This is a genomic window from Chryseobacterium arthrosphaerae (assembly GCF_001684965.1).
Lineage (GTDB): Bacteria > Bacteroidota > Bacteroidia > Flavobacteriales > Weeksellaceae > Chryseobacterium > Chryseobacterium arthrosphaerae.
The window spans coordinates 1,146,670-1,170,196 of record NZ_MAYG01000001.1 but is presented as its reverse complement, the minus strand read 5'-3'; the positions used below and the strand labels follow the sequence as shown (position 1 = coordinate 1,170,196).

The window sequence follows — 23,527 nt, the reverse complement described above, 5'->3', positions numbered from 1 at the left end:
CAAAATTAAAATCTCCCGCGGATATAACAGATTTTATTCAGTGCAGAAATCTGCGTAATCTGTATGATCTGCGAGAGATAAGATAATCATTTGTTTTTTTTAAGGCCTCCAAACCTTCTGCAGGCTACCCTTCAAAATCGCCGCAATCATGCTCTTTGAAAAGAGATAAAGCCTTTTTGGTTGTAAAATACTTAGCGGGTCTCTTATTATTCAGTTCCAGTTTTTTACCTTCTATCGTCAATTCATAAACAGGTGCTGGATCGATCTGAGTGATAATATAAATTCTGTCTGATGTTTTCAGAATCGTTTTGTTTCCTTCGGCAGAAACGGAGAAATCACTGATTTCAAAAGTATCTTTCTGATCACAGATATTAGCCCAGACTATTTTAGTATTGGTTACAGATAAGCTTGCCAGATCACAGGAATAACAGTTCCCGGAGAATTCTATTCCATATTTCTCAAATACATCTGTGCTTTTGGTATTCAATACATCAATAGGAACCAATGCTGAAAGATCAGCCGGTACATCTGTTTTTGGAATGACCGTTTTTTGGAGAGTAATTTGAGAAACTGTATCTGTTTTTGCGGCTGTAGAGTCTGCTTTATCCACTTTTTTTCCCGTGGATGGTGAACAGGAAGCTAACAAAACTATTGCAACAGAAAAGCCGGTTATTATGTTTTTCATCTAATAAAAAAGAATTTGTAATACTTAAATTTATTGTTTGTAAAATTCTCCAAAATATGCGACTCCATATATCCCTGTTTTCAGCCATTTATTCCCTATTTCAAACGGTTTTATTGGTCTCTGCCATGAATACTGATACCTTTGCTGAAAAAAATTAAAATGAAACGCTTACACCCTTTCTTCCTGTCCTCTGCTATTGCTTTGATGGCCTGTAATCCTAAAAATACAACGGCAGAGACCAATAAGGCAGGCACAGAAACCAGGCAAAAAGCCATAACATTTGCTGATTTTAAAAAGATAAAAGGAGTAGATAATGTACAGGATGTACCCTTTGAGCTAACTGCCAAGCTGGATTCTGTACAGTTTTTTATGTCTCCGGATAAAGATGCTGCCCACCTGAAAATAGCTTACAGTAAACTTGATAACTATTACGGATTCGAAGAGTTTGATGACTTCTACTCTATTCATTACAGCATTAATAACAATATTTCAAACACCATAGAAGCTTTTGTTTTGAAATCAGAATTCACGGCAGCTTTTGATCTTACTTTAAATGGTGTGGATCTTTATGAAATCAGAAGCAGTACATTCAAGGAATCAAGTGATTTTAAAAATAAATCTTTTAAAAAATTCGGGAGTATTACTGAGGTATCAGAACAGGAATTTAAAGCGAGTTCAAAAAGACAAATCGGTGAAAACCTTGTAAGAAACCCAAATATACGACTACAGGAAGATAACTGGGTATACGAAGAAAATGGCAGAAAAGAAGTGATTACACAGCACGAAAACATCTCTACAGAGACCGGACCGCTTGCCAATGAATATGTTGGACGGTCACCTTATTTAAACCTGGAAGTATTCAAAGAGAATTCTGATGAAGTTGCAGACTCCTACTATTCTTTTTACAGTATAAAAAATGCAGTTATGTTTGAACTGGGCACAGAAGGGTATCCGCAAATCCTTCCAACTAAAGGCTGGGTTACCTTTGTCTCATCCAACAATGATGTAGGGAGTAATTTTGTTATTTCCAAATATTTTCCGCAAACAAAGAAACAGGATAATCTTTTGTATGTGAATTTCACCAACTTCAAAATAGCAGATGATAAAAAGGCATTCTGGACCGATAACGATACTTTTTATGCAGAAGTCTATCCTCTTAATTCAGCTTCCGGCAATGGTAAAAAACAGAAAACGGCTTATATAAAAATCCAGCTTAAACCCGGTTTGCTATAAAAGCTAAAGCTGGAATAAGATCAAAAACCCCTGAAACCAGCCAGTGTTTATGGAAGTAAAGTCTAATATCTTTGCAGCAGTTATTTAAAGAGATACAATGAAAAAAATAAGCTTAACAATCCTTTTCTGCTTACTGAGTTTTATGACTTTTGCACAATCGCTGAAAGTTATTATTAAACAGGACGGAAAAGTAATTGAACCTGTAAATGATGTTTACGATCTGAAAAAAGCACCTTTTCAATTTGAATTTACCGCTGCTAATCTTGAAGGTTTTTTAGTGGGAGCAACAACAAATAAGGATATTTATGCAGGTGCTTTAGGAGTTTTTGATACCGAAGTTCCATGGTTCCAGAGTACAGGGATGGCAGAGGAAATGTATAATAAGGATAAAGAGATGTTCCTGATGGATTCAGCGCCATCGTACTGGTACTACACAGATGTGAAAGATCACAGATTTGATAAAAATCCCAAGGGAAATTTAAAACAATGGACCGCTACCCGTACGATTACAAGGTTTTATGATATTATGGTAGCCCAACCTGTCAATTTAAAAGATTTTAACGGACGGGTTTACTTATTAATGTATCAGCCTGAATATAACGAGGATTATGATTTAACAGGAAAGAAAAACCTGTTCCAGGGTACACTGAGGTTCAAAGATTAATTATTGAAACACCTAATTTTTAATTTATATAGAGAAAAGGTCTGCTTTTACGATGTAAGCAGGCCTTTTTGTTTATTCTGACAGCTTAATTTGATGAAGCTGATGCTGAAACCTTGAAAATGTTTTAAGCCATTAAGATTTTTAAGATGATTTGTTCTGTAGCAGGTTTTTAACGCAAAGATTTATTTGTAATTCCGGATATTTGAAGGAAGCAAAGCCTGGAATCAATTTCATTGATTCTTTTTGAGCGTACGTATATCTAAGCTTATCCTACAGCTTTGCTGTCTCTTTTTTATTCTATAATTAAACCATATTCTATGGCCAGTTTAATGGCTGAACTCAGATTGGAGGTCTGAAACTTTTCGATAAGGTTTTTCCGGTGGCTCTCTACAGTGTGAGGGCTGATGAACAGCTTTTCTGCCATTTGATTGGTCGTTAGTCCTTTTGCTGCTTCCGCCAGAATTTCTTTTTCCCGTCGGGTCAGCTTGGGAACCTGATTCAGTCCATCCGGGGACTTTTTCTCCAATACAGCCCTGGTTTGTGAGCATAGAAACTGTTTTCCTTCATATACGGTATTGACCCCTTCCAGAATTTCGGAAACGGAAGCATTTTTTTGAATGTATCCCAAAGCTCCTTCGGCCAAAGTACTGTTAATGACAGGCAGTTCATTGTGAACGCTTAACATGATAATCTGGAGGTTGCCATATTTTTTCTTTAAAGGCTTTATGAGTTCAATGCTGTTGATATCTGCTAAATTGATGTCCAGCAACAGAATATCAACCGCCTGTTTCTTAAGACCAGCATTCATTTCTGAAACGTTTTTGAAGCAGTCTACGACGTCTATGGTATCGCTGTTTCCTAAAATATTCTTTAATCCTTCCAACAGAAGCGGATGATCGTCTGTTATGGCTACTTTTATCATATTTAATGAATGGGAATTTGAAGTTCTATACTGGTACCGATATTTAATTCGGAGGTGATATTCATCGTTCCTTTTAAAAACTGTACTCTTGATTCTATATTATGAAAACCTGCTGTTTTTCTCACCTCTACATGGGCAGGGTCAAAACCTTTACCGTTATCTTCCACCGTGAGATGCAATACGTGGTCTTCTTCACTTATCTGAATTATGATTTCCGAAGTATCGGCATGTTTTATGGCATTGTTTACCAGCTCCTGAATGATCCTGTAAATGATCAGCTGCTTTTCCTCCGACAGAGAATCTGTATACCCGATAAATTCGGTATGGATCTCCAGTGCGGGATTGGAGATTCGGGAGGCAAATTCCTGGATAGCTACTTTTAAACCGTATTTTACCAGTAAATCAGGCATCAGGTTATGGGCTACCCGTCTCAATTCTTCTACGGCACCATCGATCTGGCTGATTGATTTTGAAATTCCGTCTTCTATATTGTCAGATTGCTGAGGGTTTAAAGTAGACAACTGAAGTTTAGTTCCAGAAAGCAATCCTCCCAATCCATCATGAAGATCCCGGGCCAGGCGGCCACGCTCCTGCTCCTGCCCTTCCAGCAATGCGGTAAGCGTAGATATTTTAGAGTTTTGCTTCTCTTTTTCCATCGCAAGGGCATGCAGCTCGTCTCTTTGCTTGATCGATTTCACACGCTGCTTATAGGCATACAGCAATAAAAAGATCAAAACAATGAAAATCACAATAAAAATAATGTAATAGGTATTGATCTTTTCCTTGAATGCCAGAAGCTTTTTATAGCTGTTGATATCGTTATTTTTCTGTTCTGTCTCTAACTTTGCCAGACGAAGCTGCTGCTCTTTTTTCTCTGATTCAAGCTCTGAAAATTTCAATCGTTCCCGTTGGTTTTCCTCTACCAGTTTTAAGTTGTTGTACACCTGCTCACGCTGTGCCCTGAGAATGTTGATCAGCTTGATCTGCTGTGCTTTTTTATCACTTTCCAGCTGCAGCTTTATGTATTTCTGTTCCTGTCTTTCTTTTTCAAACTGGGATTCCAGTCTTTTGGTAATATCCAGTTTTTCCTGATCGTAAACGCTTTTGTACTGATCTACGTAACTTTTATAATAAGTCAGTGCTTCTTTGTAATTGCCCTGCTCTTCACTGATCCGCGACAGAGATTCAAGAATAGACAATTCAATATTATGGTCTCTCACCGGACTTCTCCCTATTTCCATGGAAGCTTTCAGAAAGTAAGATTTGGCTAAATCGTAATCTTTATGCTGCATGGCCAATTCTGCCAGGATCCCGAATGAAGAAGCAATATGGATAGCATTACCGGTTTCCAGACTCGCCCTGTTGGCTAACTGAGCATATTGCATCGCTTTATCCGGATTAAAATCGATATATAAATTGGCTAAATTAATGGCTGCATACGAAAGATTGGTCTTGTTGAGCATGGCCTCTTTACTTTTGTTGAACGTTGCAATAGCCAGCAGGTAATACTGTTCTGTTTTACTTCTTAAATCTGTATTTGAAGGGTTTTGAGCATATTTCTGTTCATACATATACCCCATTCTCATATAGGCATCGAAGATCAGATTAGGATCATTTTGTCTGGATGCCAATAACATAAACTGCTTGCTGTACTTTTCCTCCAGCTGATATTCATTGAGGTTAGAATAGATTGCAGACAGTTCTTTGACTGCAGAGGCAAATCTTGCGTAAAGTGTAGAAGTGGTTGGCGAATTCTCATAATAATGAATAGCTTTCAGATAAGCGGCAACGGCATCGGTTGTTTTATTATTACGCACAGCAACCCATCCCCTTGCATATTCATAATAGCCTTTGGCTTCAGTGCTATTCGTTTTTAAGCTGTAGGTTCTTGCTTTTTCCAGGCTTTTTAAAGATTCAGTTTCTTTATTATCCAGACGGTAGTTCATAGCCTGAACGGCATACAAAACAGTGGCGTATTTCCCATCAGGCTGTCTGGCTGCGATAGGAATACTGGTTTCTAAAATCTGATAAGATCTGGATTTAAAATCCCGGAAAAACAAAGCAGTTGCATATTTGGGTGCAACGTTCAGCTGCTCTGTCGTCTTGCCTGAAGCATTGTGATATTCCTTCTCTAATCTGCTTACAACATCTTGTGCCAGGGCAAAAAACGGACAAATAAGTAACGTAAATATAAATAATAACCTGTACCTCAAATCCTTCTCTTTATTAAGCTGTATTACATTATGGAACGTAAATATAAGTAAAAAATACCTGCTCATCGATTTTTAAAAACCATGTTATCCAACCAAAAGCTCAGGCTGCAATAAATAGATAAAAGGTAAAGACTCATTAAGAATCACCTCTTTGTCCTCAAGCTTCCTGTTCGCATCTTCCATCCTGCTTATTAAAAAACGCTATTTTCTTGTTAACCTGAGCTTCGCTTTTTCTTTTGAAATCTGAAAAGTCATAACTTTTACCGGTTTAAAAATCTTCGCAGGAGCTTCACATGTTCCCCTGGTAGTGATACTATCCACTTCCATTTCTATCTGTTCAGGCTCAGTAAAATAATATCTTCCATGTACTTCTGTGAAACAGTCATTTCCACATTCCCAGCTATCATAGCTTCTGAATTTTTCTTCGTCCAGAAAATCTATTGCGTGAAAGTTCAAGATCAGTGCAGTATCTATTCTTTTAGAAAGATAATAGGCTTTTTCTCCTTCCGGGGCAATCAGCCCCCCACTGTCAATGATCCAGTGTGTATTTTTCAGAGTATTCGGAAAATCTGTTTTTTTCTTTTCTTTTTTTCCGCAGCTGAATGTCATACTCAAAATGACACTGCAAAATACGAGGGCACAGTTTTTTTTCATTGCGTTTTTATTTACGGGCACTCATTCTATTCTGTATAATCGAATTTTGTATTTAATTTTTCAAATCTAATCTTCTGATTAATCAGTGTTTCAAGCTCATCAAAAGTAAGCAATCCTTCTGCCTCGAACTCCCTGCCACTGGGTGTTTTGTAGGAATATTCAAAAATATCACGTTGGTAGATATCTTCTAAAATCTCAATTTGTTCAGATGTTAAATATTTACGATGCGTGTTCAGCTGATTGTGCAGATCTTTTTTGATGTCGTCCTCAGAGTCTCCGTCAAACATAGAATATTCATCAATTTCCGTCAAAGATTCCAGGAGCTGCCTGAAGATAAAATCCTGAAGATTTTTGGCTAAAATCTCCGCTTCTGTTTCGTCATGAGGAAAAAAAGTAACAGGCACATCACCATTTACTTCCATATCCAATTGAAAAACATACAGATCGCCGGCACCGTTTTTTGCAAAAGGAACCATCCGGTATTTCGGGCTGATGTCGTAGATTTCACGGTTAATAATTTCCCTGATTCCATCATGGTAAACGACAGGGTCCCAGATTTCAATATCATTTCCGAACAAAAGCAAAGGAGGATTTTCCTTTAAAGCGGGAAAAACATTTTTATACCACCCGTCACCATCCGCTCCCCAATCAAGCATTTTATCATCATACAATTGCCTGTAAAGTGCCGGATAGGTAAAATTAAATTCTTTTTCTAAGTCTTGTAAAGTGTTCATAAGCATTTTTTAAACAGGTTTTCTGAAATTTCCGGTGTTTCCCATGCATTTTTTCTCTTTCTTGCAATCAGCTTTTTCATCAGTTTGAGGGGTATAGCTCAAAACCTTAAATAATATTTTCAAAATGATCCGCTAAAACAGGATTTATGGTGTACAAACTCTGTTGCATTGCTTTTTGAAGGGCAATGGTAATCAGGTATTTTTCCTGAATACGGTCCAGTTTCTGCAGCAGAAAACAAAGCTGAAGCCATTGATCAAAATGGATATTCATTTTTTGGGAAACCAGTTCTTCATCGATCTGTTCGTAATAAATAATATTCTGTTGATCGTCAAATGTCCAGTAATCATCAGCTGTGCTTGTAGCAAAAACCCATTCAGACGCTCTTTTCTGATTCTGATTTATATTTACTGCTTCTTCTATGCTTAGCAGTTTTGCTTCTACAGAAATAACCTGTGTTGCAATATCTGAAATGGTTTGAATATACAAATCGGGCAGCCAGGATGGCAAGGATCCCGTTAAAATGACATCGCACTGCTGTCTGACAAGCTGGTCTTTGAGCTGTTCAGCAGGTGTAACTTCTAAGTCAATATCACAGACTGTCTGATGCTCCTCTTTAATTTTATCATAACAGACTGCGCATATCATTTTAAAATCACACAGTTCTTCCCATTGTTCTCTTTCTGCTTCCGATTGGTTCATCAACTGCCAGCGCTCATGGCATTCATTGCACCAGGCATCAGGTTTCCCATGGCCTTCATCTTCCTGCTCATGAAAACCTGACTTCTTTTCATTCGTTAGAAGATGGGTACAAACTACCCCAAATGGCTGTGCTCCATGGCTGGAACATTCAATTAATTCCATATTTATAAACTACACATTTTGTTTTACATCAATAGATGATTTCTCTTTATTTATATCAGATGAAGCTGATGTTCCGTAATCCGTTTTCCATTCAATCAAAAAAATCCGTTCCAAGTTTTTCAGATCGAGAATACCTCCAGATATTTTTTGTGTAAGGACTGATTTTTCAGAGCTTCAATAAAAGACGTGAAATCCTGGGAAACCCATTCTGTTTCTTCAAATTCAGGTTCCTCACCATAATAGATTTTTCCAAAATTTTCTTCTGAGACATTGATCGCAAAATAAGCATATCCGTTTTTAACAGATAAAATAATGGGCAGATGCTGATCCCAAAATGCTTTTATCTTTTCCTGATTTTCAGAATCTCCTTCTAAAGCTTCCAATGACTGAAGTTCAAACTCATTCCAGCTAAAGGCACTTTCATCATTGGTCCCGTTAAAATCAGAAATACTGTTGAACCATGTAGTATCTGAAAGATTGGTGAGCAGGGAGAATGTATTTAAAAAAGTAAGATAATCATCCGGAATATGCGGATAACGAAGGTGAAATTCTTTATGTAAAGATTCATTTACATCGTCCTTTGTAAAAAAATCCGGAGATGTGCTTAATGCATTCATAGTATCGTTTTGAAACGTTTAGATTTTGGCAAAGAGATTAAATATCTTTTGGGCAATAGGTTTTTGTTTTGTATTTGAGGTATCATTGATCCGGTCTTCATACAGTTCGATTTTTATTGATTTAACATCATCAGGAAGTCTGTAGGTTTCATCTTTTGTATAATTATAACCGTTTACACCGGCACTTTCTTTACCGGGATATTTTCTGATTTCCGCATAATATCTCAGTGTAATGGTATGGCCATTTTGTTCTCCTTTTTCAAAACGGAGCTTTTCCACCTTATTTATAGTATGTCCGCCGGAACTGATGCTCCCCTGTATACGGAGTGTTATAGCTTCTTTAGTTTTAGAAATCATAACAATTCCGGGCTCAAGGCGCTCTGTTACTTCCTTCCGGGTTGAATAAGTGTGCACAGAACCTGTTTCCGTAACCTCTTTTGTTATCCTGCCAGGTTCTGTATAAATGGCAGAAACCTGTAATTTCTGTCCATTGTTTCTGCAGCTCAACAAGGTCAGAAATGAGGTCAGAATCACAAAATGCTTCACTTTTTAATTTTTAAAAATACCTGAACGAAAGATAATAAAAAGGATTAAATGAAAATATCCCTGATACCGGTGGTTTTTTGATGCCTGACCGGTTAGAACAAGATGTTTATGATTATTGTCCCTTTTCCGGTTCTCATTATTCTTTATATTCTTTTCCGGAATAAATATCAATATAATAATTAATGGTCTGCCCTGAAGGAAGTTGAACGTTTACCCAACCATCCGAATTAATGGACTGATACGCTTTTGATCCGATATTTTTTTTGGTCTTATTATCAAAAAGCATATACGGCCCGTCCTGCTCTGTCTGAAGCGCATAGATCTGTTTTTCAGTATCCAAAACCGAAATATCATGATAATCAGGCTTTATTTCCCATATTTTTTTACTGCTGTTCCACAATCCCATGGTTCTCAGTTGTTTTTCATCCTCAATCCGGATAAGGTAGTTATCCTGCATTCCTTCATAAGCGTTTATTTTCCCGAATTTCCAGTTTTTGCCTATGTACTGATCCGGTAAAATCATTTTTCTGTCAGGCCAGACCAGATTTCCAAGCTGATCCAGAACTTTAAAATGATAAGTACCAATGGAGTCTGTAACCTTCCCTTCCGTATCTACATAAAGCCAATCATACGCCCAGACCTCATGATCGTAATTAAAAACACCCAGCAGAAAATAAGGGGAATTGGTGACAGAATATACTAAAGATGTTTTTTTAATGAAATCAATCTGTGAAGCCGTTGCTTTGGTAATTTTCTTCGGAAATACTTTTTCATATTGCGGAAAAGGATAAACGTCACGGGTTTTATGATCCACCAAAAGCTTTGGAACATCCGGCTCATAACGTTCTTTATTCACTTCATCCAATGTTATGATTTCGTTTCCGTATTGTATTGAAAGCGTTTCGGAACCTTCCAGTTCACTGTGGACCGCTTTTTTCTGATTCAGCTCATATATAGAAAAACTTTTACCGGATGCTTTGATAAAGCGTTTATTCTCTAACAGCTCAGCAATATTATTTTCTATTTTATTTAAGCTGTTTTTTTTGATCCGGTAAAGAGCTCCATTCCAAAAAACGTGGTCTTCATCTACGGAAATAAAATTCAGGGCATAATTATCCTCCAGATACGGAATATCTTCTTTCAGTAAGATCTGCCGGCTTTCTATAATTCCGATCTCTATTGTATGGTAAGTCTGTTCTTTGCTGATGCCGCTTCCCATAATATTCCATTCCCATTTCCAGAAAGGCATTTTCTTATCATATTCAATATCTTTTTTATAGAAAGTGAGCCCGTTGACCACATTTAAACCGATCTGGCTGGGTGAAAAATCCAATACCACTTTTCCGGTTCCGTCTATGACAGCATATTCCCCTTTTTCATTCTCAACAACGGCATAGCCTGTAGGCGTAAATACCGATGCGCTTTTGAATTTTTGATTGATAACAGATTTCAGATTTGTTTTGTTTACATAGACAAAATCATTCTGCCGGGTTAAAAACGGAACAGCAGGTATGGCTTTCATTGCTGAAGGTCTGTCCTGTTTTTCCTGTGTACAGGCTATTATTGAATTCAACATAAAAAAACCACTCAATACTATCGTTTTCATACTTCAAAATTTTATTCATCCTATTCATCAATATTAAAGAGAAGTGAAGAATGCCGCAATCCCGATTATCAGCTATATTTTGTCGTTGTGCCTTTGATATTGCTTTTTACAATTGATTTTGAGAGGTGTAAGCTATCTGTTTGCTGTTAAATTAACGTTAATCATGCATTGGCTTGGGCTGTATATTCCGGTCAATTATTATCTTAGATCAATAAACAGTGAAAATTTTCTATCTAGATTTGTGGATATCAAAATTCAATCAACTATTTATACAACAACATTAAAATAAAAACAATGAACACACTTACCTTAAAAGACGGAACCGAAATTTATTATAAAGACTGGGGAAAAGGTCAGCCTATCTTCTTTCACCACGGATGGCCATTATCCAGTGATGACTGGGATGCACAAATGTTTTTCTTCCTGGAACAGGGCTACAGGGTGATTGCTCATGACAGAAGAGGACACGGAAGATCTGAGCAGACTCCTTACGGGCATGATATGGATACCTATGCTTCGGATGTAGCGGAAATTGTTGAGGCCCTGGATCTGAAAGATGCCATCCACGTAGGCCATTCTACAGGTGGTGGTGAAGTCATCCGGTATGTTGCCAAACATGGAAACGGCAGAGTTTCAAAAGCTGTTCTGATCAGTGCAGTCACTCCCATTATGGTTCAGAATGAGAATAATCCTGACGGAGTTCCTCTATCTGTTTTTGATGATATCAGAAACAATACAGCTCAACACAGAGCACAGTTCTATATTGATATTACTTTCCCTTTTTACGGCTATAACAGAGAAGGCGCCAAGGTTTCCGAAGGAATCCAGAGAAATTGGTGGAGACAGGGAATGAATGGTTCCATCAAGGCCCATTATGACTGTGTGAAGGCTTTTTCGGAAACAGATTTTACGGAAGACCTTAAAAGTGTAGATGTTCCTGTATTGGTCATGCATGGTGAGGACGACCAGATCGTACCGTTTGAAACAACAGGTAAGGTGGCCGCCACACTGGTTAAAAATGGTAAGCTTATCTCCTATCCAGGTTTCCCGCACGGGATGCCGACTACGGAAGCTGAGACGATTAACAGGGATCTTTTAGAGTTTATTAAATCCTAGCTCAGGCAGGAAGATTTATAGCGTCACCCACTCACGAACTTATTCTATGTCTCTGTGTTGTTAGGAAAAGAAATAACACAGAGACATAGTTTTTATTGTGTATCAATTATTGTACAGCCTTTGTACCGATACAATACTTACTTTCAAGCTTAAAAATTACTTTCAGGTATCAGTTTTTTTTTGTAATTTTGCAAACTATTATTCCTAATATCCTTAGGGGTAGCCAAAACAGATATTGATAACAAAAACAATAAAAAAGCAAGACAATGCCAAAATTAAAAACGAAATCAGGTGCTAAGAAACGTTTTGCTCTTACCGGAACAGGTAAGATCAAAAGAAAAAACGCTTACAAAAGCCACATCTTAACTAAAAAAGAAACTAAGCAGAAGAGAAATCTTACTACTACTTCTTACGTAGCTAAAGTGGATGAGAAAAGCGTTCAACGTCAATTAGCCATTAAGTAGTTTTTATAAATCTATATTCGGTTTATAAGAATTCAAACAAATTCAACATTTTAACCCTGAAATGGAGCAGCCAAGCACAATGAAACAGTTTGTCGCACATTTCAAAAAAACAATTTAAATTATGCCAAGATCAGTAAATGCGGTAGCTTCAAGAGCTCGCAGAAAGAAAATTTTTAAGCAAGCTAAAGGTTATTTCGGTAGAAGAAAGAACGTTTGGACTGTAGCTAAAAACGCGGTAGAAAAAGCAATGCAATATGCTTACCGTGGTAGAAAAGAGAAGAAAAGAAACTTCAGAGCACTTTGGATCACTCGTATCAATGCGGGAACCAGAGAGCACGGAATGTCTTACTCTCAGTTTATGGGAGCTCTTAAAAAGAACAACATTGAGCTTAACAGAAAAGTTTTAGCAGATTTAGCAATGAATCACCCTGAAGCTTTCAAAGCTGTTGTAGATCAAGTAAAATAATGTAGAATACTATTTTTGTTATCAATATAAGTCCCGGGTTTCCCGGGATTTTTTGTTTATATACGGAAAGCAGCGGATCAGACACAAAAATCCCCAAATCTTTCTTTCCGTAAAGAATTCAGACTTCTGAAAGTATTCTTTTTTAAGAAATTACATTTTGAATATTCCCGATATCCATCAATTTTGAAAAAATTTATCATACAAATAAAATAAAAAGAGAAAAAAATTAAATAAAAATCATGATTAAATGACTTTCAGACTATTATAATAATAAACTGCATAAAAAGATATATTATTATTGAAAAAACAATTAAAACACAATAAGCAATATATAATTATCAGTAAAAAGTCTTTATTTATTATTATATTAGCAATCTATAAAGAGAACAAGAAAAATGAAAAGAATTGCAGCTTTTTTGCTGACCTCTGTTGTGGTACAAAGTATTAGTGCACAAAGTTTTATTCAGGCTTATCAGGACAGGGCCAATATGGTTACCCAAGCAAATATTACAGCCAATCTTCAGGGCTTTGCCGGGCTGGGAGTAAAAACCACCGGTTCGCAAGCTAATACCAATGCACTGACCTGGCTTAAAAATAAATACCTCTCCTATGGGTATACAGCCGGTGATATGACAGAAGATTCATTTACTTACGGAAACGCAACTTCAAAAAATTTAATTATTACCAAAACCGGAACGTTATATCCTAACCAATATGTCATTATTTGCGGACATTACGATACGATTACAGGACCGGGAGTAAGCGACAACGGAAGCGGCACATCCATTATTCTGGAAGCTGCGAGGATTTTAAAAGATGTTCCTACAGAATATTCAGTAAAATTCATTCATTTTTCCGGCGAAGAGCAAAACCTGGTAGGCAGCGGACATTATGTAAACAATGTAGCTTATGTGGGAGGAGTCCGTCAGCTGGATATAAAACTTGTTTTCAATATTGATCAGGTAGGCGGGCTTATAGGAAACAATAACAATACGATCAAATGTGAGAGAGATACCGGCGGAGCAACTTCTTCCAATAATGCAGCGTCCGACACTGTAACCCAGGAACTGGCTACATGTACCGGACTTTACTCTCCCCTGCAAACTGTTATTTCCAATACCTACGGTTCTGACTATATGCCTTTTGAAGCGAAAGGATATACCATTACCGGGTTTTATGAGCATATCAGAAGTAATAATGAACACACCTCCAATGATACCTTTGCCAATATAGATCCGGTGTATGTCTTTAATGTAGGAAAAGCAGCTGTAGGTGCGTTGCAGCATTTTGCCGTAGCCAGTACCACCAACAATCTTTTAGGTACTCATGATGCTTCTGTAAAAAATTCACCAGACGCTATCAGAATTTATCCTAATCCGGCTAAAGATGCTATTCATATTGAGTTTCCGCAAAATGTAAAGCCATCTTTTAAAGCAGAAATCAGTGATATGACCGGTAATATTGTAATGAATGTTGAAAACCAGGAAAAAATAAATACTTCCGGGCTTACAAACGGAGTTTATATGGTTACGGTAAAGACAGATCAGGGAAATACTTCCAGAAAGCTTATCATTGAAAAATAAACATCAGCATTATTTTGTGAATATCTATTATATACCAATCTAAAATACGAATGAAAAAAATCACTACTTTATTAGTGGCTTCTTTAGCTTTACACAGTATAGAAGCTCAAAGTTTTATTCAGGCTTACCAGGACAGGGCCAATATGGTAACCCAGACCAATATTACGGCCAATCTTCAGGCATTTGCCAATTTAGGTGTGAAAACTACAGGCTCACAGGCGAATGCGAATGCGCTGACATGGCTTAAGGATCAGTATACTTCTTACGGATATTCAGCCAGCCAGATGGCCGAGGATTCTTTTCCTTATGGAAACGGGACATCAAAAAATCTGATCGTTACCAAAACCGGCACATTATATCCCAATACTTTTGTGGTTATCTGCGGGCATTTTGACAGCATCTACGGCCAGGGAGTAAACGATAATGGAAGCGGAACTTCTGTTATCCTTGAAGCAGCAAGGATCCTGAAGGATGTTCCAACCGAATATTCCGTAAAATTTATTCATTTCTCAGGGGAAGAACAGGGACTTATCGGAAGCAAGCATTATGTCAACTCAGTGGCTTATCAGGGTACCAGCCGTCTTCTGGACATCAAACTGGTCATTAATCTTGATCAGGTAGGAGGTGTCATGGGAAATAACAATAATACGGTCTTTTGTGATCAGGACCTGGGAGGTGTTTCTTCAAACAATGCAGCTTCTGCCACAGCCACCCAGGAACTCAGAAACTGCACAACGCTTTATTCTCCTCTTCTGACTGATGTGGATCCTGCGGAAAATTCCGATTATATTCCTTTTGAAGCCAAAGGTTATACGATTACCGGCTTTTTTGAAAAAATAAGAAGTTCTTATCCGCATTCTACACAAGACACATTTGCCAATACAGATCCCGTCTATATTTATAATATCGGAAAAGCAACGGTAGGAGCAATCCAGCACTTTGCTGTTGCCACCGGTACACTGGGAACCCGGGAAACGGTTGTAAAGAATTCTCTGGAAGATGTGAAGATCTATCCCAATCCGGTAAAAAACACCATCAATATTGAGCTTCCGGATCCGGGTATAAGAAATTTCAGTTTTGAAATCACAGACTTTCCGGGGCGGTCAATCCTGAAAACGAATAATGAAACCAAAATCAACGTCTCTGGATTAGAAAACGGTGCTTATCTCGGTATTTTAAAAGCAGGTGATAAGACGGTGGTAAGGAAAATACTGATTGAAAAATAACCATTGATTTATGAATGAATCAGTTTCACCGCAAAAGTCACAAAAGTTATTTTAAACACTTTAGCCCCCTTAAGTAAGTGTGAAATAATGCCTGAGAAAAGTTCATCAAAGATTTTTATAAAAATTAATTGGGGTTAAAAAACTCAAATACCTGTAACCTTTGGATCTTTTGTGGTTAGAGATTTCTACAAAAAGATTCTGCTTTTATGGCATTTACCATATAACCTTTGGATTTTTTCAAAGGTTTTTCTTTTTAAAGAGAAGAGTTAGCAGGAAATACAGCACTCACACTAAACTGATTTAATTTTTAAAATATTTTTAAATCATTAAACACTTTATTGTGATTTATTCACTACATTCGTGTCACCAAACTAAAATAAATAATATGAAAAAACTTACCACATTATTGTGTACTTCTCTGATCGTACAGGGAATTGGTGCTCAAACTTTTATTCAGACTTATAAGAACAGGGCCGATATGGTGACTCAGACCAACATCACAACCAATCTTCAGGAGTTTGCGAATCTGGGGGTGAAAACTACAGGTTCCCAGGCCAACACCAATACTTTAAACTGGATCAAAAACAAATATATTTCCTACGGGTATACAGCCAGTCAGATGGAGGAAAGCCCCTTCACTTTCGGATCAACAAGTTCTAAAAATCTGATCATCACCAAAACCGGAACATTATATCCCAATAAGTATGTGATTATCTGCGGGCATTTTGACACCATCTATGGCCCGGGGGTGAATGACAACGGCAGCGGAACCTCTATTATCCTGGAAGCAGCAAGAATATTACAAAACGTTCCTACTGAATATTCAATCAAATTCATTCACTTTTCCGGAGAGGAACAGGGGCTCAGAGGAAGCAGCCATTACGTGAATAATGTTGTATACCAGGGAGGTGTTCGTAAACTGGATATCAAACTGGTCTTTAACCTCGACCAGGTAGGCGGTGTAAAAGGAAATAACAACAATACGGTATATTGTGATGAAGACCAGGGAGGCCTTTCTTCCAACAATGCAGCCTCTGCCGCTGTTACCCAGCAACTCAGAAATTGCACAGCACTCTACTCTCCTCTTCAGACTGCCGTAGATCCTGCTGCCGATACGGATTATATTCCTTTTGAACAAAAAGGTGAAGTGATTACCGGTTTTTTTGAAAGAATAAGAAGTACCTATCCTCACTCTTCCAAAGATACTTTTGCCAATGTAGACCCTGTATATGTCTATAATATCGGAAAAGCAACGGTAGGCGCACTGCAGCATTTTGCAACAGCATCCACTGTTTCAGGAACCAATAAAACGGCTTCAAATCACACACTGGAAGGCACAAAGTTCTACCCTAACCCTGCCAATACGACTCTCAATATTGAACTTCCGGATTCTAAAGAAACCAACTTCAGTTTTGAAATCAGCAATTCAGTAGGAAGAACACTGCTGAAAGTGAACAATGAAAGAAAGATTGATGTTTCCGGTCTTCAAAACGGCGTGTATATCGGGACGTTAAAAGCAGGTGATCAGACCCTGGTTAAGAATATAATGATCGAAAGATAATTTCAAATAAAAAAACAGAGCAAAAACGTACATTTTTGCTCTGTTCTTCTTTATCAGGTATAAGCTTTTAAAGCTCTTCTACGATTTGTTCTTCCGATTTATTTTTCAGATCAATTTTTTTAACAGGAATAAGTTTGTTGGGCAAAATGTTTCCTGCAGGTCTTATCCATTCTTTTACTCCAAAAAGAAAATCCAGTTTTGTATTGGGCGTCCGGAAACTTATGAGTTCACCAAAATGATTAGGATGTCCTTTTTCCGGGATTTCACCCACCACTTCTGCCAGTTTATTATCCAGCACCATAGCTCCAAACATCATGGCACTTGAAAATGTATTTTTACCAATCACCACATAAGTTTTTCCGTTGAATCTTACCGGGTTCTCTCCGGCTTTGACCACTCTTGATCTGATAGGATAAAAATCCCCGTCTTTTACACTTTCATATTCAGGTACCGTCTTATTATTCGATTTTAGAAAATCAGAATATTCCTTACTTTTTTTCCATTTCCCCTGATAGCTGTTGTAGTTTTTATCTGAAAAATAGCTGATCAGAAGGTTTCCTATTGCTGAATTTCCCCCGGAATTGTTGTGAACATCAATCACAAGAGCCTGTACCTGGTCTTTTTTGATGCGGGTAAAAATACTGTCGAACTTCAGTTTCCATTCTTCCACAGAAAAAGTACGCTTATCATCAAACGTATTCACTGTTAAATAAGCAACGTTTTTAATTTTTTTATAATCAACGGGTTTCAATTCTTCTTTTCTCTGAGGCTGAGACTTTGAAGCATTGGCTTTCAGCTGTTCCAAAGAAATACTTTTCACAAGAGCTTCCTGCCTTCCTTTGAACTTCAGCTTATAATCGTCTGTAATAAAATAGCAGTATTTGTTGATCATGATCCAGAACTTATCAACCGCGATCGGAATACGCTCTTCCTTTGCTCCGGGAATCACCCTGGCGCAGGTTTCCAATACTTCATTGATTGGCATCCCGTTTAATGAAATTAATTCATCGCCGATATTTAAACTTGTATCAGAGAAATTTTCGGTCAGGATCATTTTCCCTTCTTCATATCTGAATTTTAAAGGCAAAACTTTCATACTGTTTCTGATACTGTCGGTCACGCAATAATCGGACATTCCGCTGTGTTCATCATTCAGGGTAACAATTAAGGGTTTCGCCAGATAATAGAAATCCTTTTGAGTCATTCCGTCCTGTAATGATTTCCGGATCTCCGAATATTTTTTTTCGAATTCTGATTTTGAAATTTCAGTGAACGGATTGATATGGACATTAACAATTTTCTCTCTTATAAAATCTACATCCTGCTCCAACTGCTGTTTTGTAAATTTCTGATTATACAATTCATTACAAGTTTTCTGAGCAAAGATTGAGCTGGCAGATAATGCCAGTAATAGCGCTAGCTTTAGTTTCATGGGAAGTTAGTCTTTGAGATGATTAGTAATGTCATGGTTTGTTTTGTTACAAAGTAAAGCTTCTCTGAAACCATTGCGAAGATACTGTAACAATAAAACAGAACCGGAAATTCCAGTTCCGTTTTTGTCATTTATTTTATTCATTTACAATGACTTTCTGAATCTCAGAAACTATTCTTTCGCTGATCCATTCTCTATCTTCCTGGGATAGCTCATTGAGAAAATTTCCGTTATTTTCATTGAAATCTGTGAAAACATCCTGTAAAAACTCTTCTTTTATATCAGCAATCCGGGCAAGATTATTCAGGTCAAGGGCACCAACTTTAGAAAGTACACTTTCCAGCCGGTTCTTTGTCACATATGTTCTTAATTCATCTGTAATGAAAGATAAATTTTCGGTTTTAGAAGAAATGTCGGGGATAAATGACCATTTTTCAGCTTTGTGAAATTTATCTTCTTCATCAAACTCCGGATTTTTCAGCTTGATAACCGGCCGGTCAGACAATAATGCTTTGTCCTTCAGATCATATGGTTTTATGACCACTCCTTCAATAAGGTTCTGCTCCAGTTCCGGAAGCCCTATTTGCATGGGAACAGGTGAATTGATGCGGGTATTAAAGTTTAAGGCGTCATTGAATTTACCTATCAGCAGGGGTTCTGCATGAGGAATTTCAAACTGTACAAAATAGGATACCGCCGATTCATAATCTAAATAATTCTTTACTCCATGTTCATCTACGATGGCAATGTCAAAGGCATAAAAATGAATATCCGGAGTATAGTAAACCCCTGTTTGTATGGCCTGTAAATGTTCTACCGCTTTCACATCGGGATGAGGGTATTTTCCTCCAAATAATTCTCCATAAACAATATATCGGGACCCGGGATTCATTATTCTCAGTTCCTCAAATAAGCGGACCATCTTACTCTCCAATCTGCCAACAACGATCTGGAAACCAAAGAAATCATCTGTCCAGTTAAGATACTCTCTCCTTTTGGCATATTTCAGCTGATTATTTTCATAAGAAAAACTAAAGTTGGCACCGTGGATCTTCTCCGTAACTACCCATTTTAATTTTTCCATTTTCAACATATCCCTCTCATTAAGGCCTATCTTCTTCAGGGAATCAGGCATCTTTTCATATCCTGAAAATTCATTCATATTCATTGGTTTTATAATGGTTATAATTTCCGGCAAAAATATACATTTGAATTTAGATTATAAGATACCGGCATCAGGTAATAACTGGTTTATTCTTCAGATCTTAATTTTATAATTTCATCAACCAGCAAAGGAATTACATTTCTTGCCATTGCAATAAAATCCTGATCTTCAGGTTTTATTTTTATAAATTCAATATCATAATCCCTATCGTCATGGCTGCCCGTCATGATAAAATCTGATCCTGATTCAAAATCCCTGCCTTCGATGCAGGAAACCCATGGCGATTTTGTCGCTTTATTACATATATCAAGAATGTTCTTTAAATCTAATTCTGTCATGATTATTGTATAGTTTTTTTCGTTTGGTTAGTTTATTATTTATAGTGTAGAATATGGGACTGTTCTTTGGAGATGAAGGTACAACATTCCTCTAAAAGATTTATTTGTGAGACACAAGCTAGAAGCTTACGGAAGCGAGGGAAGAATACTGCTTAATCAGTTATCCATTTTATTTTTTTCAAAAATATTTATTGAAAAAATATTGTTAATACAAAACTTCTGCATTTTGCAAGGGGGTTATGTTAGGCACCACACGATAGAATCGTGCGGGAGCGGGGAGAGCCTAGGAATTTAGGAAAGTTATTTCGATTCTATAAACTCTACTACTTCCTGTTTTGAGTTATAAATTCTACTGTCTTATGAGTTAAAGAGACTGTATTAAAAAACTCTCTAGCTTTTTGGATACTTTCACAGATATAGTATATTTCTTGATTTTTTGCATCATTTTGATAAATATTAAAATTTAGATCCAAAATAATACCTGTCTCTCTGTTCGCCATAACAATAGCAAACTCATATTCTTTTAAAATGGGAAAGTTCATATTTTTTATCTTTCTAATTTAACTTTTTTTTACATTCGCACCTTTTTATAAAACCTTCAACTAATATTTGTTACACTATTATTAAATAGTTCTTGTAAAATATCAGCTTGGGACTGTGACCAGTTGGGAGATATATTAAGCTTAAGGATCAGGAGAGTTTAATTTATCAATAAAATCTTTGTTAAAGGGATTTGTTAACTCATCCCCATAAATAAGGTCTAAATATTTTATTATATCGCCATCTTCATAATTAAAATTAATCTTAATTAAATGAAATGATGCATTCTTCGGTATTCTTTTTTTATTAAAAATTGTAACTATACTTTCTAAAGTTAGATTTTTACCTTTTTTGATTTCTTCTATAGTTTCTAAATGTTTCATTATTTAATTTCGAATTTTTTTGAATTTTGAACTCTTCCTGTTATCTTACCTGTCGCTCTTTGCCCATAATAACTAATTGATTTAATCCTTTATTTTTAGCCCAGGCTTCGATGCTATTCCTATAATCTTTTACCGGCATATCTGGAATATGCTTCTTCTAACGTGATTTCTCCAGATAATACCTTCGTTGGGATTATATCGACTTTCGCATTTATATGGGTGCCTTGTGGTTCTAAATTTGTGTATATAGTCATATCCGGTGCTTCACCATTTCCTTCAAATGAAAAAATAGCAAAATCCTCCCTTATTTCATCAATATTTAGGATTGTAGAAATATTTGATTCTACTTCTGCTGCGTTATAAATCCTCGCTCCATAATCTATATCTCTATCTTCTGGAGTTCCTCGCCATTGCACTTGTACTTTTTTGAAACATATCCCTGTCTCTTCTAATTCCTTGCCGTTGCAGTTGTAATTTAATAAAGCCACTATCCAGTGGCCTTATTGTTTAAATCCTAAATTTTATTCATCATCTTCTAAATTCTCATACTTATAGTCTGTCAAAACAAGTATTCCAAAATATTTCCACTCAAATTCATCTTGATAATTAATTCTTAATATTAATTTTTTTTTTGTTTTTTGAAGAACCTCAATGGATTTAATTATTTGAACATGTGATGGATATTTCCCGTATGGAGAAGAAGCAATGAAGCTTTTAGGATCTTGTTGGGTTAAATTAAATTCATGGAAGATCCCTAATTTTATTTTTTCCCGTGGTCTCAAATCTTCTGATTTTAAACAGATTATTTTTTGAAATGCCTTATTATCATTGTCATATTTAAATACACTTTCTTCGTCTGAATCATATTTTAAATATTCGTATTTCATCTTCGCAGTATCTTGTTTAAAATAATCAAAAATTCCACAGTCTATCTTTTCCTTATTTAACAATCCTGACCTGTAACTTATTATAATTGGCTTATAAAATTCCAAAATTTGACCTTTCGTTCTATTAGTAAAACTAATTATGAGTAATAAATATAAGAATATTATGAAATTATTTCTTTTTCTCATTTTTTTTATTTTTATTTTCTTCTCTAACTTTTAAAAGTTGATTTGTAATTACATCTGAAGGAGATCCAGTCGTACGGGGAGCTATAAGCTTGAATGCATCAGTACCATATTTTATGTGATCCTCATCAACATCACCAGTTGAATCTTCTATATGTGATTTTAATTCATGATAAAACTATATCATTGAATAATTGTTTTTTCTTTATTTGGAGTAAACTTTCTAATAGAACAGGTTATAGTATCCATTTTGTAATAACCAATTTCATTCCTGTTCTCTATTGCAAATTGTTTTTTATTCAAGTTTATTGTCTTACCAGATAGAGAATAGCAATTCTGATACTTATATTTTTTGTCTGTATATAGAAATATTGTATCTTTTTCCAAAACCTGAAAACCAACAAAATTTGTAGACGTTGGAGATTCTTGATGTTTCACTATCTCACAAATATTTTCTTGATTATCAGTAAATAAACTAACTATATAAACATTTGGAGTATCCGAAACTTTTTGATCTAATTTGATTTCTTTTAAAATATTTTCATTAAGTATTATCTCTTTGAAAGTCACTTTTTCTTTACAAGAGATGAGAATATTTAATATAATTAATATCCAATATTTATTCATTTTAAAATTATTTATTCGTGAACATTTTCTTTTCTCTGGTTTGGGAACCAATATCTTTGATCATTATAGTGAATTATATTAGGATTATTCTGTGTAGGCAAAAATATCCAAGCCTTTTCTGGCATTATTGTTTTATTAGATTCAAAAGACATTCTATCTCCGCCCTCACCAGATTTAATACTTCCATTAGGATTAAATCCTGACGGCCAATTAACCCCAAAGTACCCTGATTCTTTCATAAGAACCCCAAATGGATGATTATGACCAGTTTCTAACCATTTATATCCTTTGTCAACATAACTCTTTGGTATTCCATAATTAGTAACATCACCTATACGATGCTGAGATGTAATTAAATATACTGTTGTATTTCCAAATATTCCATCCTTAGAAAGTTTATCAAAACTCCATTCCTTATTAGTATTTGAGGCAAGGAAATAATAATAATTTTTAATTTGTTTAGAAGAAATATTAGGATTCTCTAGTGTTACCTTTGTTTCTATAGGAACATCTCCCTGTCCATATGATCTCCATTCTGTAGTTTGTTTAAAATTTTGTGTAAACTCTTTGTTCACTTTAATGGATTTGCTACCATCTTCATTATAGTATCTATCAAAACTATCTTGAGTCCTTCTCATTAATTCTAATCGACCATTTTTACGAAGTTTATAATCATCTTTAGGCTCTCTTCCATCCGGATCAATAAATCTCAAAGGATTATTAAACGCATAATTATAAGGACTATGTCTTGTCATTTTCTCCGCCAACGGATCTATCACACCCCATCTTCATAAATCCGGCATATACATCCTCGCTCCAT

General features: G+C 36.1%; 26 protein-coding genes. 8 read left to right on the top strand and 18 right to left on the bottom strand.

Features of this window, described 5'->3' with window-relative positions; translation table 11 throughout:
- Positions 1-124 precede the first annotated feature (124 nt).
- Positions 125-685, bottom strand: coding sequence for a hypothetical protein (locus tag BBI00_RS05230; RefSeq protein ID WP_065397777.1), 561 nt, complete (start codon positions 683-685; stop codon positions 125-127).
- A 159-nt stretch (positions 686-844) separates the two neighbouring features.
- On the opposite strand from BBI00_RS05230, the gene BBI00_RS05225 reads away from it, so the two are divergent.
- Positions 845-1,918 carry a resolvase gene (locus BBI00_RS05225; protein WP_065397776.1) on the top strand — a complete coding sequence of 358 codons (1,074 nt, stop codon included), beginning with the start codon at positions 845-847 and terminating at the stop codon, positions 1,916-1,918.
- A gap of 97 nt (positions 1,919-2,015) precedes the next feature.
- The gene (locus BBI00_RS05220) at positions 2,016-2,582 is read left to right on the top strand and encodes a hypothetical protein (protein WP_065397775.1); all 567 of its coding nucleotides are present in this window, start codon (positions 2,016-2,018) and stop codon (positions 2,580-2,582) included.
- Positions 2,583-2,874: 292 nt separating this feature from the next.
- On the opposite strand, the gene BBI00_RS05215 is transcribed toward BBI00_RS05220, so the two are convergent.
- The 8 genes from BBI00_RS05215 to BBI00_RS05180 all read right to left on the bottom strand — a co-directional run bounded on the left by BBI00_RS05215 (position 2,875) and on the right by BBI00_RS05180 (position 10,736).
- Positions 2,875-3,504: a response regulator transcription factor gene (locus BBI00_RS05215; RefSeq protein WP_065397774.1), complete on the bottom strand. Its 630-nt coding sequence runs from the start codon at positions 3,502-3,504 to the stop codon at positions 2,875-2,877.
- 2 nt (positions 3,505-3,506) lie between these two features.
- Positions 3,507-5,783, bottom strand: coding sequence for an ATP-binding protein (locus BBI00_RS05210; protein WP_083988428.1), 2,277 nt, complete (start codon positions 5,781-5,783; stop codon positions 3,507-3,509).
- A 135-nt stretch (positions 5,784-5,918) separates the two neighbouring features.
- Positions 5,919-6,371: a hypothetical protein gene (locus BBI00_RS05205; protein WP_065397773.1), complete on the bottom strand. Its 453-nt coding sequence runs from the start codon at positions 6,369-6,371 to the stop codon at positions 5,919-5,921.
- Positions 6,372-6,397: 26 nt separating this feature from the next.
- Positions 6,398-7,105 carry an SMI1/KNR4 family protein gene (locus BBI00_RS05200; RefSeq protein WP_065397772.1) on the bottom strand — a complete coding sequence of 236 codons (708 nt, stop codon included), beginning with the start codon at positions 7,103-7,105 and terminating at the stop codon, positions 6,398-6,400.
- Between the two features lie 106 nt (positions 7,106-7,211).
- Positions 7,212-7,967, bottom strand: a complete 756-nt coding sequence (locus BBI00_RS05195) for a hypothetical protein (protein ID WP_065397771.1) — start codon at positions 7,965-7,967, stop codon at positions 7,212-7,214.
- A 119-nt stretch (positions 7,968-8,086) separates the two neighbouring features.
- Positions 8,087-8,584, bottom strand: a complete 498-nt coding sequence (locus tag BBI00_RS05190) for an SMI1/KNR4 family protein (protein ID WP_065397770.1) — start codon at positions 8,582-8,584, stop codon at positions 8,087-8,089.
- A gap of 18 nt (positions 8,585-8,602) precedes the next feature.
- A complete protein-coding gene (locus BBI00_RS05185; RefSeq protein WP_228394718.1) occupies positions 8,603-9,130 on the bottom strand; it encodes a hypothetical protein in 528 nt (175 codons plus the stop codon).
- A gap of 136 nt (positions 9,131-9,266) precedes the next feature.
- A complete protein-coding gene (locus BBI00_RS05180; protein ID WP_065397769.1) occupies positions 9,267-10,736 on the bottom strand; it encodes a hypothetical protein in 1,470 nt (489 codons plus the stop codon).
- Positions 10,737-11,030: 294 nt separating this feature from the next.
- Here BBI00_RS05180 and BBI00_RS05175 point away from each other — a divergent pair, with 294 nt between their 5' ends.
- The 6 genes from BBI00_RS05175 to BBI00_RS05150 all read left to right on the top strand — a co-directional run bounded on the left by BBI00_RS05175 (position 11,031) and on the right by BBI00_RS05150 (position 17,152).
- Positions 11,031-11,852, top strand: a complete 822-nt coding sequence (locus BBI00_RS05175; protein WP_065397768.1) for an alpha/beta fold hydrolase — start codon at positions 11,031-11,033, stop codon at positions 11,850-11,852.
- Positions 11,853-12,118: 266 nt separating this feature from the next.
- On the top strand, positions 12,119-12,316 hold the full coding sequence (gene rpmI, locus BBI00_RS05170) for a 50S ribosomal protein L35 (RefSeq protein ID WP_034676300.1): 198 nt from the start codon (positions 12,119-12,121) through the stop codon (positions 12,314-12,316).
- Between the two features lie 121 nt (positions 12,317-12,437).
- Positions 12,438-12,782 carry a 50S ribosomal protein L20 gene (rplT, locus tag BBI00_RS05165; protein ID WP_050020978.1) on the top strand — a complete coding sequence of 115 codons (345 nt, stop codon included), beginning with the start codon at positions 12,438-12,440 and terminating at the stop codon, positions 12,780-12,782.
- A 395-nt stretch (positions 12,783-13,177) separates the two neighbouring features.
- Positions 13,178-14,365, top strand: a complete 1,188-nt coding sequence (locus BBI00_RS05160; RefSeq protein ID WP_065397767.1) for a M28 family peptidase — start codon at positions 13,178-13,180, stop codon at positions 14,363-14,365.
- 50 nt (positions 14,366-14,415) lie between these two features.
- Positions 14,416-15,591 carry a M28 family peptidase gene (locus tag BBI00_RS05155; RefSeq protein ID WP_065397766.1) on the top strand — a complete coding sequence of 392 codons (1,176 nt, stop codon included), beginning with the start codon at positions 14,416-14,418 and terminating at the stop codon, positions 15,589-15,591.
- Positions 15,592-15,976: 385 nt separating this feature from the next.
- Positions 15,977-17,152, top strand: a complete 1,176-nt coding sequence (locus tag BBI00_RS05150) for a M28 family peptidase (protein ID WP_065397765.1) — start codon at positions 15,977-15,979, stop codon at positions 17,150-17,152.
- 67 nt (positions 17,153-17,219) lie between these two features.
- On the opposite strand, the gene BBI00_RS05145 is transcribed toward BBI00_RS05150, so the two are convergent.
- The 9 genes from BBI00_RS05145 to BBI00_RS23500 all read right to left on the bottom strand — a co-directional run bounded on the left by BBI00_RS05145 (position 17,220) and on the right by BBI00_RS23500 (position 23,462).
- Complete coding sequence (locus tag BBI00_RS05145) at positions 17,220-18,584, bottom strand: S41 family peptidase (RefSeq protein ID WP_083988427.1); 1,365 nt, start codon at positions 18,582-18,584, stop codon at positions 17,220-17,222.
- A gap of 136 nt (positions 18,585-18,720) precedes the next feature.
- Positions 18,721-19,746: an RNA ligase family protein gene (locus BBI00_RS05140; protein ID WP_228394717.1), complete on the bottom strand. Its 1,026-nt coding sequence runs from the start codon at positions 19,744-19,746 to the stop codon at positions 18,721-18,723.
- An 89-nt stretch (positions 19,747-19,835) separates the two neighbouring features.
- Entirely contained in the window at positions 19,836-20,087 is a 252-nt protein-coding gene (locus BBI00_RS05135) for a hypothetical protein (protein WP_083988426.1), read from the bottom strand.
- A gap of 323 nt (positions 20,088-20,410) precedes the next feature.
- A complete protein-coding gene (locus BBI00_RS05130; RefSeq protein WP_065397761.1) occupies positions 20,411-20,629 on the bottom strand; it encodes a hypothetical protein in 219 nt (72 codons plus the stop codon).
- Positions 20,630-20,770: 141 nt separating this feature from the next.
- Positions 20,771-21,010: a hypothetical protein gene (locus tag BBI00_RS05125; protein WP_065397760.1), complete on the bottom strand. Its 240-nt coding sequence runs from the start codon at positions 21,008-21,010 to the stop codon at positions 20,771-20,773.
- 119 nt (positions 21,011-21,129) lie between these two features.
- Positions 21,130-21,498 (bottom strand): hypothetical protein, encoded by a 369-nt coding sequence (locus BBI00_RS05120; protein WP_065397759.1) that lies wholly within the window; start codon positions 21,496-21,498, stop codon positions 21,130-21,132.
- A 33-nt stretch (positions 21,499-21,531) separates the two neighbouring features.
- Complete coding sequence (locus BBI00_RS05115) at positions 21,532-22,083, bottom strand: hypothetical protein (protein WP_065397758.1); 552 nt, start codon at positions 22,081-22,083, stop codon at positions 21,532-21,534.
- 180 nt (positions 22,084-22,263) lie between these two features.
- The gene (locus tag BBI00_RS05110) at positions 22,264-22,707 is read right to left on the bottom strand and encodes a hypothetical protein (RefSeq protein WP_065397757.1); all 444 of its coding nucleotides are present in this window, start codon (positions 22,705-22,707) and stop codon (positions 22,264-22,266) included.
- 11 nt (positions 22,708-22,718) lie between these two features.
- Positions 22,719-23,462 carry a JAB-like toxin 1 domain-containing protein gene (locus tag BBI00_RS23500; RefSeq protein ID WP_065397756.1) on the bottom strand — a complete coding sequence of 248 codons (744 nt, stop codon included), beginning with the start codon at positions 23,460-23,462 and terminating at the stop codon, positions 22,719-22,721.
- Positions 23,463-23,527 lie beyond the last annotated feature (65 nt).

What these genes read in the sequence shown, in the direction of transcription:
- BBI00_RS05230 (WP_065397777.1), bottom strand. Translation starts at nt 685, where the DNA reads ATGAAAAACATAATAACCGGCTTTTCTGTTGCAATAGTTTTGTTAGCT.
- BBI00_RS05225 (WP_065397776.1), top strand. Translation starts at nt 845, where the DNA reads ATGAAACGCTTACACCCTTTCTTCCTGTCCTCTGCTATTGCTTTGATG.
- BBI00_RS05220 (WP_065397775.1), top strand. Translation starts at nt 2,016, where the DNA reads ATGAAAAAAATAAGCTTAACAATCCTTTTCTGCTTACTGAGTTTTATG.
- BBI00_RS05215 (WP_065397774.1), bottom strand. Translation starts at nt 3,504, where the DNA reads ATGATAAAAGTAGCCATAACAGACGATCATCCGCTTCTGTTGGAAGGA.
- BBI00_RS05210 (WP_083988428.1), bottom strand. Translation starts at nt 5,783, where the DNA reads ATGAGCAGGTATTTTTTACTTATATTTACGTTCCATAATGTAATACAG.
- BBI00_RS05205 (WP_065397773.1), bottom strand. Translation starts at nt 6,371, where the DNA reads ATGAAAAAAAACTGTGCCCTCGTATTTTGCAGTGTCATTTTGAGTATG.
- BBI00_RS05200 (WP_065397772.1), bottom strand. Translation starts at nt 7,105, where the DNA reads ATGAACACTTTACAAGACTTAGAAAAAGAATTTAATTTTACCTATCCG.
- BBI00_RS05195 (WP_065397771.1), bottom strand. Translation starts at nt 7,967, where the DNA reads ATGGAATTAATTGAATGTTCCAGCCATGGAGCACAGCCATTTGGGGTA.
- BBI00_RS05190 (WP_065397770.1), bottom strand. Translation starts at nt 8,584, where the DNA reads ATGAATGCATTAAGCACATCTCCGGATTTTTTTACAAAGGACGATGTA.
- BBI00_RS05180 (WP_065397769.1), bottom strand. Translation starts at nt 10,736, where the DNA reads ATGAAAACGATAGTATTGAGTGGTTTTTTTATGTTGAATTCAATAATA.
- BBI00_RS05175 (WP_065397768.1), top strand. Translation starts at nt 11,031, where the DNA reads ATGAACACACTTACCTTAAAAGACGGAACCGAAATTTATTATAAAGAC.
- rpmI (WP_034676300.1), top strand. Translation starts at nt 12,119, where the DNA reads ATGCCAAAATTAAAAACGAAATCAGGTGCTAAGAAACGTTTTGCTCTT.
- rplT (WP_050020978.1), top strand. Translation starts at nt 12,438, where the DNA reads ATGCCAAGATCAGTAAATGCGGTAGCTTCAAGAGCTCGCAGAAAGAAA.
- BBI00_RS05160 (WP_065397767.1), top strand. Translation starts at nt 13,178, where the DNA reads ATGAAAAGAATTGCAGCTTTTTTGCTGACCTCTGTTGTGGTACAAAGT.
- BBI00_RS05155 (WP_065397766.1), top strand. Translation starts at nt 14,416, where the DNA reads ATGAAAAAAATCACTACTTTATTAGTGGCTTCTTTAGCTTTACACAGT.
- BBI00_RS05150 (WP_065397765.1), top strand. Translation starts at nt 15,977, where the DNA reads ATGAAAAAACTTACCACATTATTGTGTACTTCTCTGATCGTACAGGGA.
- BBI00_RS05145 (WP_083988427.1), bottom strand. Translation starts at nt 18,584, where the DNA reads ATGAAACTAAAGCTAGCGCTATTACTGGCATTATCTGCCAGCTCAATC.
- BBI00_RS05140 (WP_228394717.1), bottom strand. Translation starts at nt 19,746, where the DNA reads ATGAATGAATTTTCAGGATATGAAAAGATGCCTGATTCCCTGAAGAAG.
- BBI00_RS05135 (WP_083988426.1), bottom strand. Translation starts at nt 20,087, where the DNA reads ATGACAGAATTAGATTTAAAGAACATTCTTGATATATGTAATAAAGCG.
- BBI00_RS05130 (WP_065397761.1), bottom strand. Translation starts at nt 20,629, where the DNA reads ATGAACTTTCCCATTTTAAAAGAATATGAGTTTGCTATTGTTATGGCG.
- BBI00_RS05125 (WP_065397760.1), bottom strand. Translation starts at nt 21,010, where the DNA reads ATGAAACATTTAGAAACTATAGAAGAAATCAAAAAAGGTAAAAATCTA.
- BBI00_RS05115 (WP_065397758.1), bottom strand. Translation starts at nt 22,083, where the DNA reads ATGAGAAAAAGAAATAATTTCATAATATTCTTATATTTATTACTCATA.
- BBI00_RS05110 (WP_065397757.1), bottom strand. Translation starts at nt 22,707, where the DNA reads ATGAATAAATATTGGATATTAATTATATTAAATATTCTCATCTCTTGT.
- BBI00_RS23500 (WP_065397756.1), bottom strand. Translation starts at nt 23,462, where the DNA reads ATGACAAGACATAGTCCTTATAATTATGCGTTTAATAATCCTTTGAGA.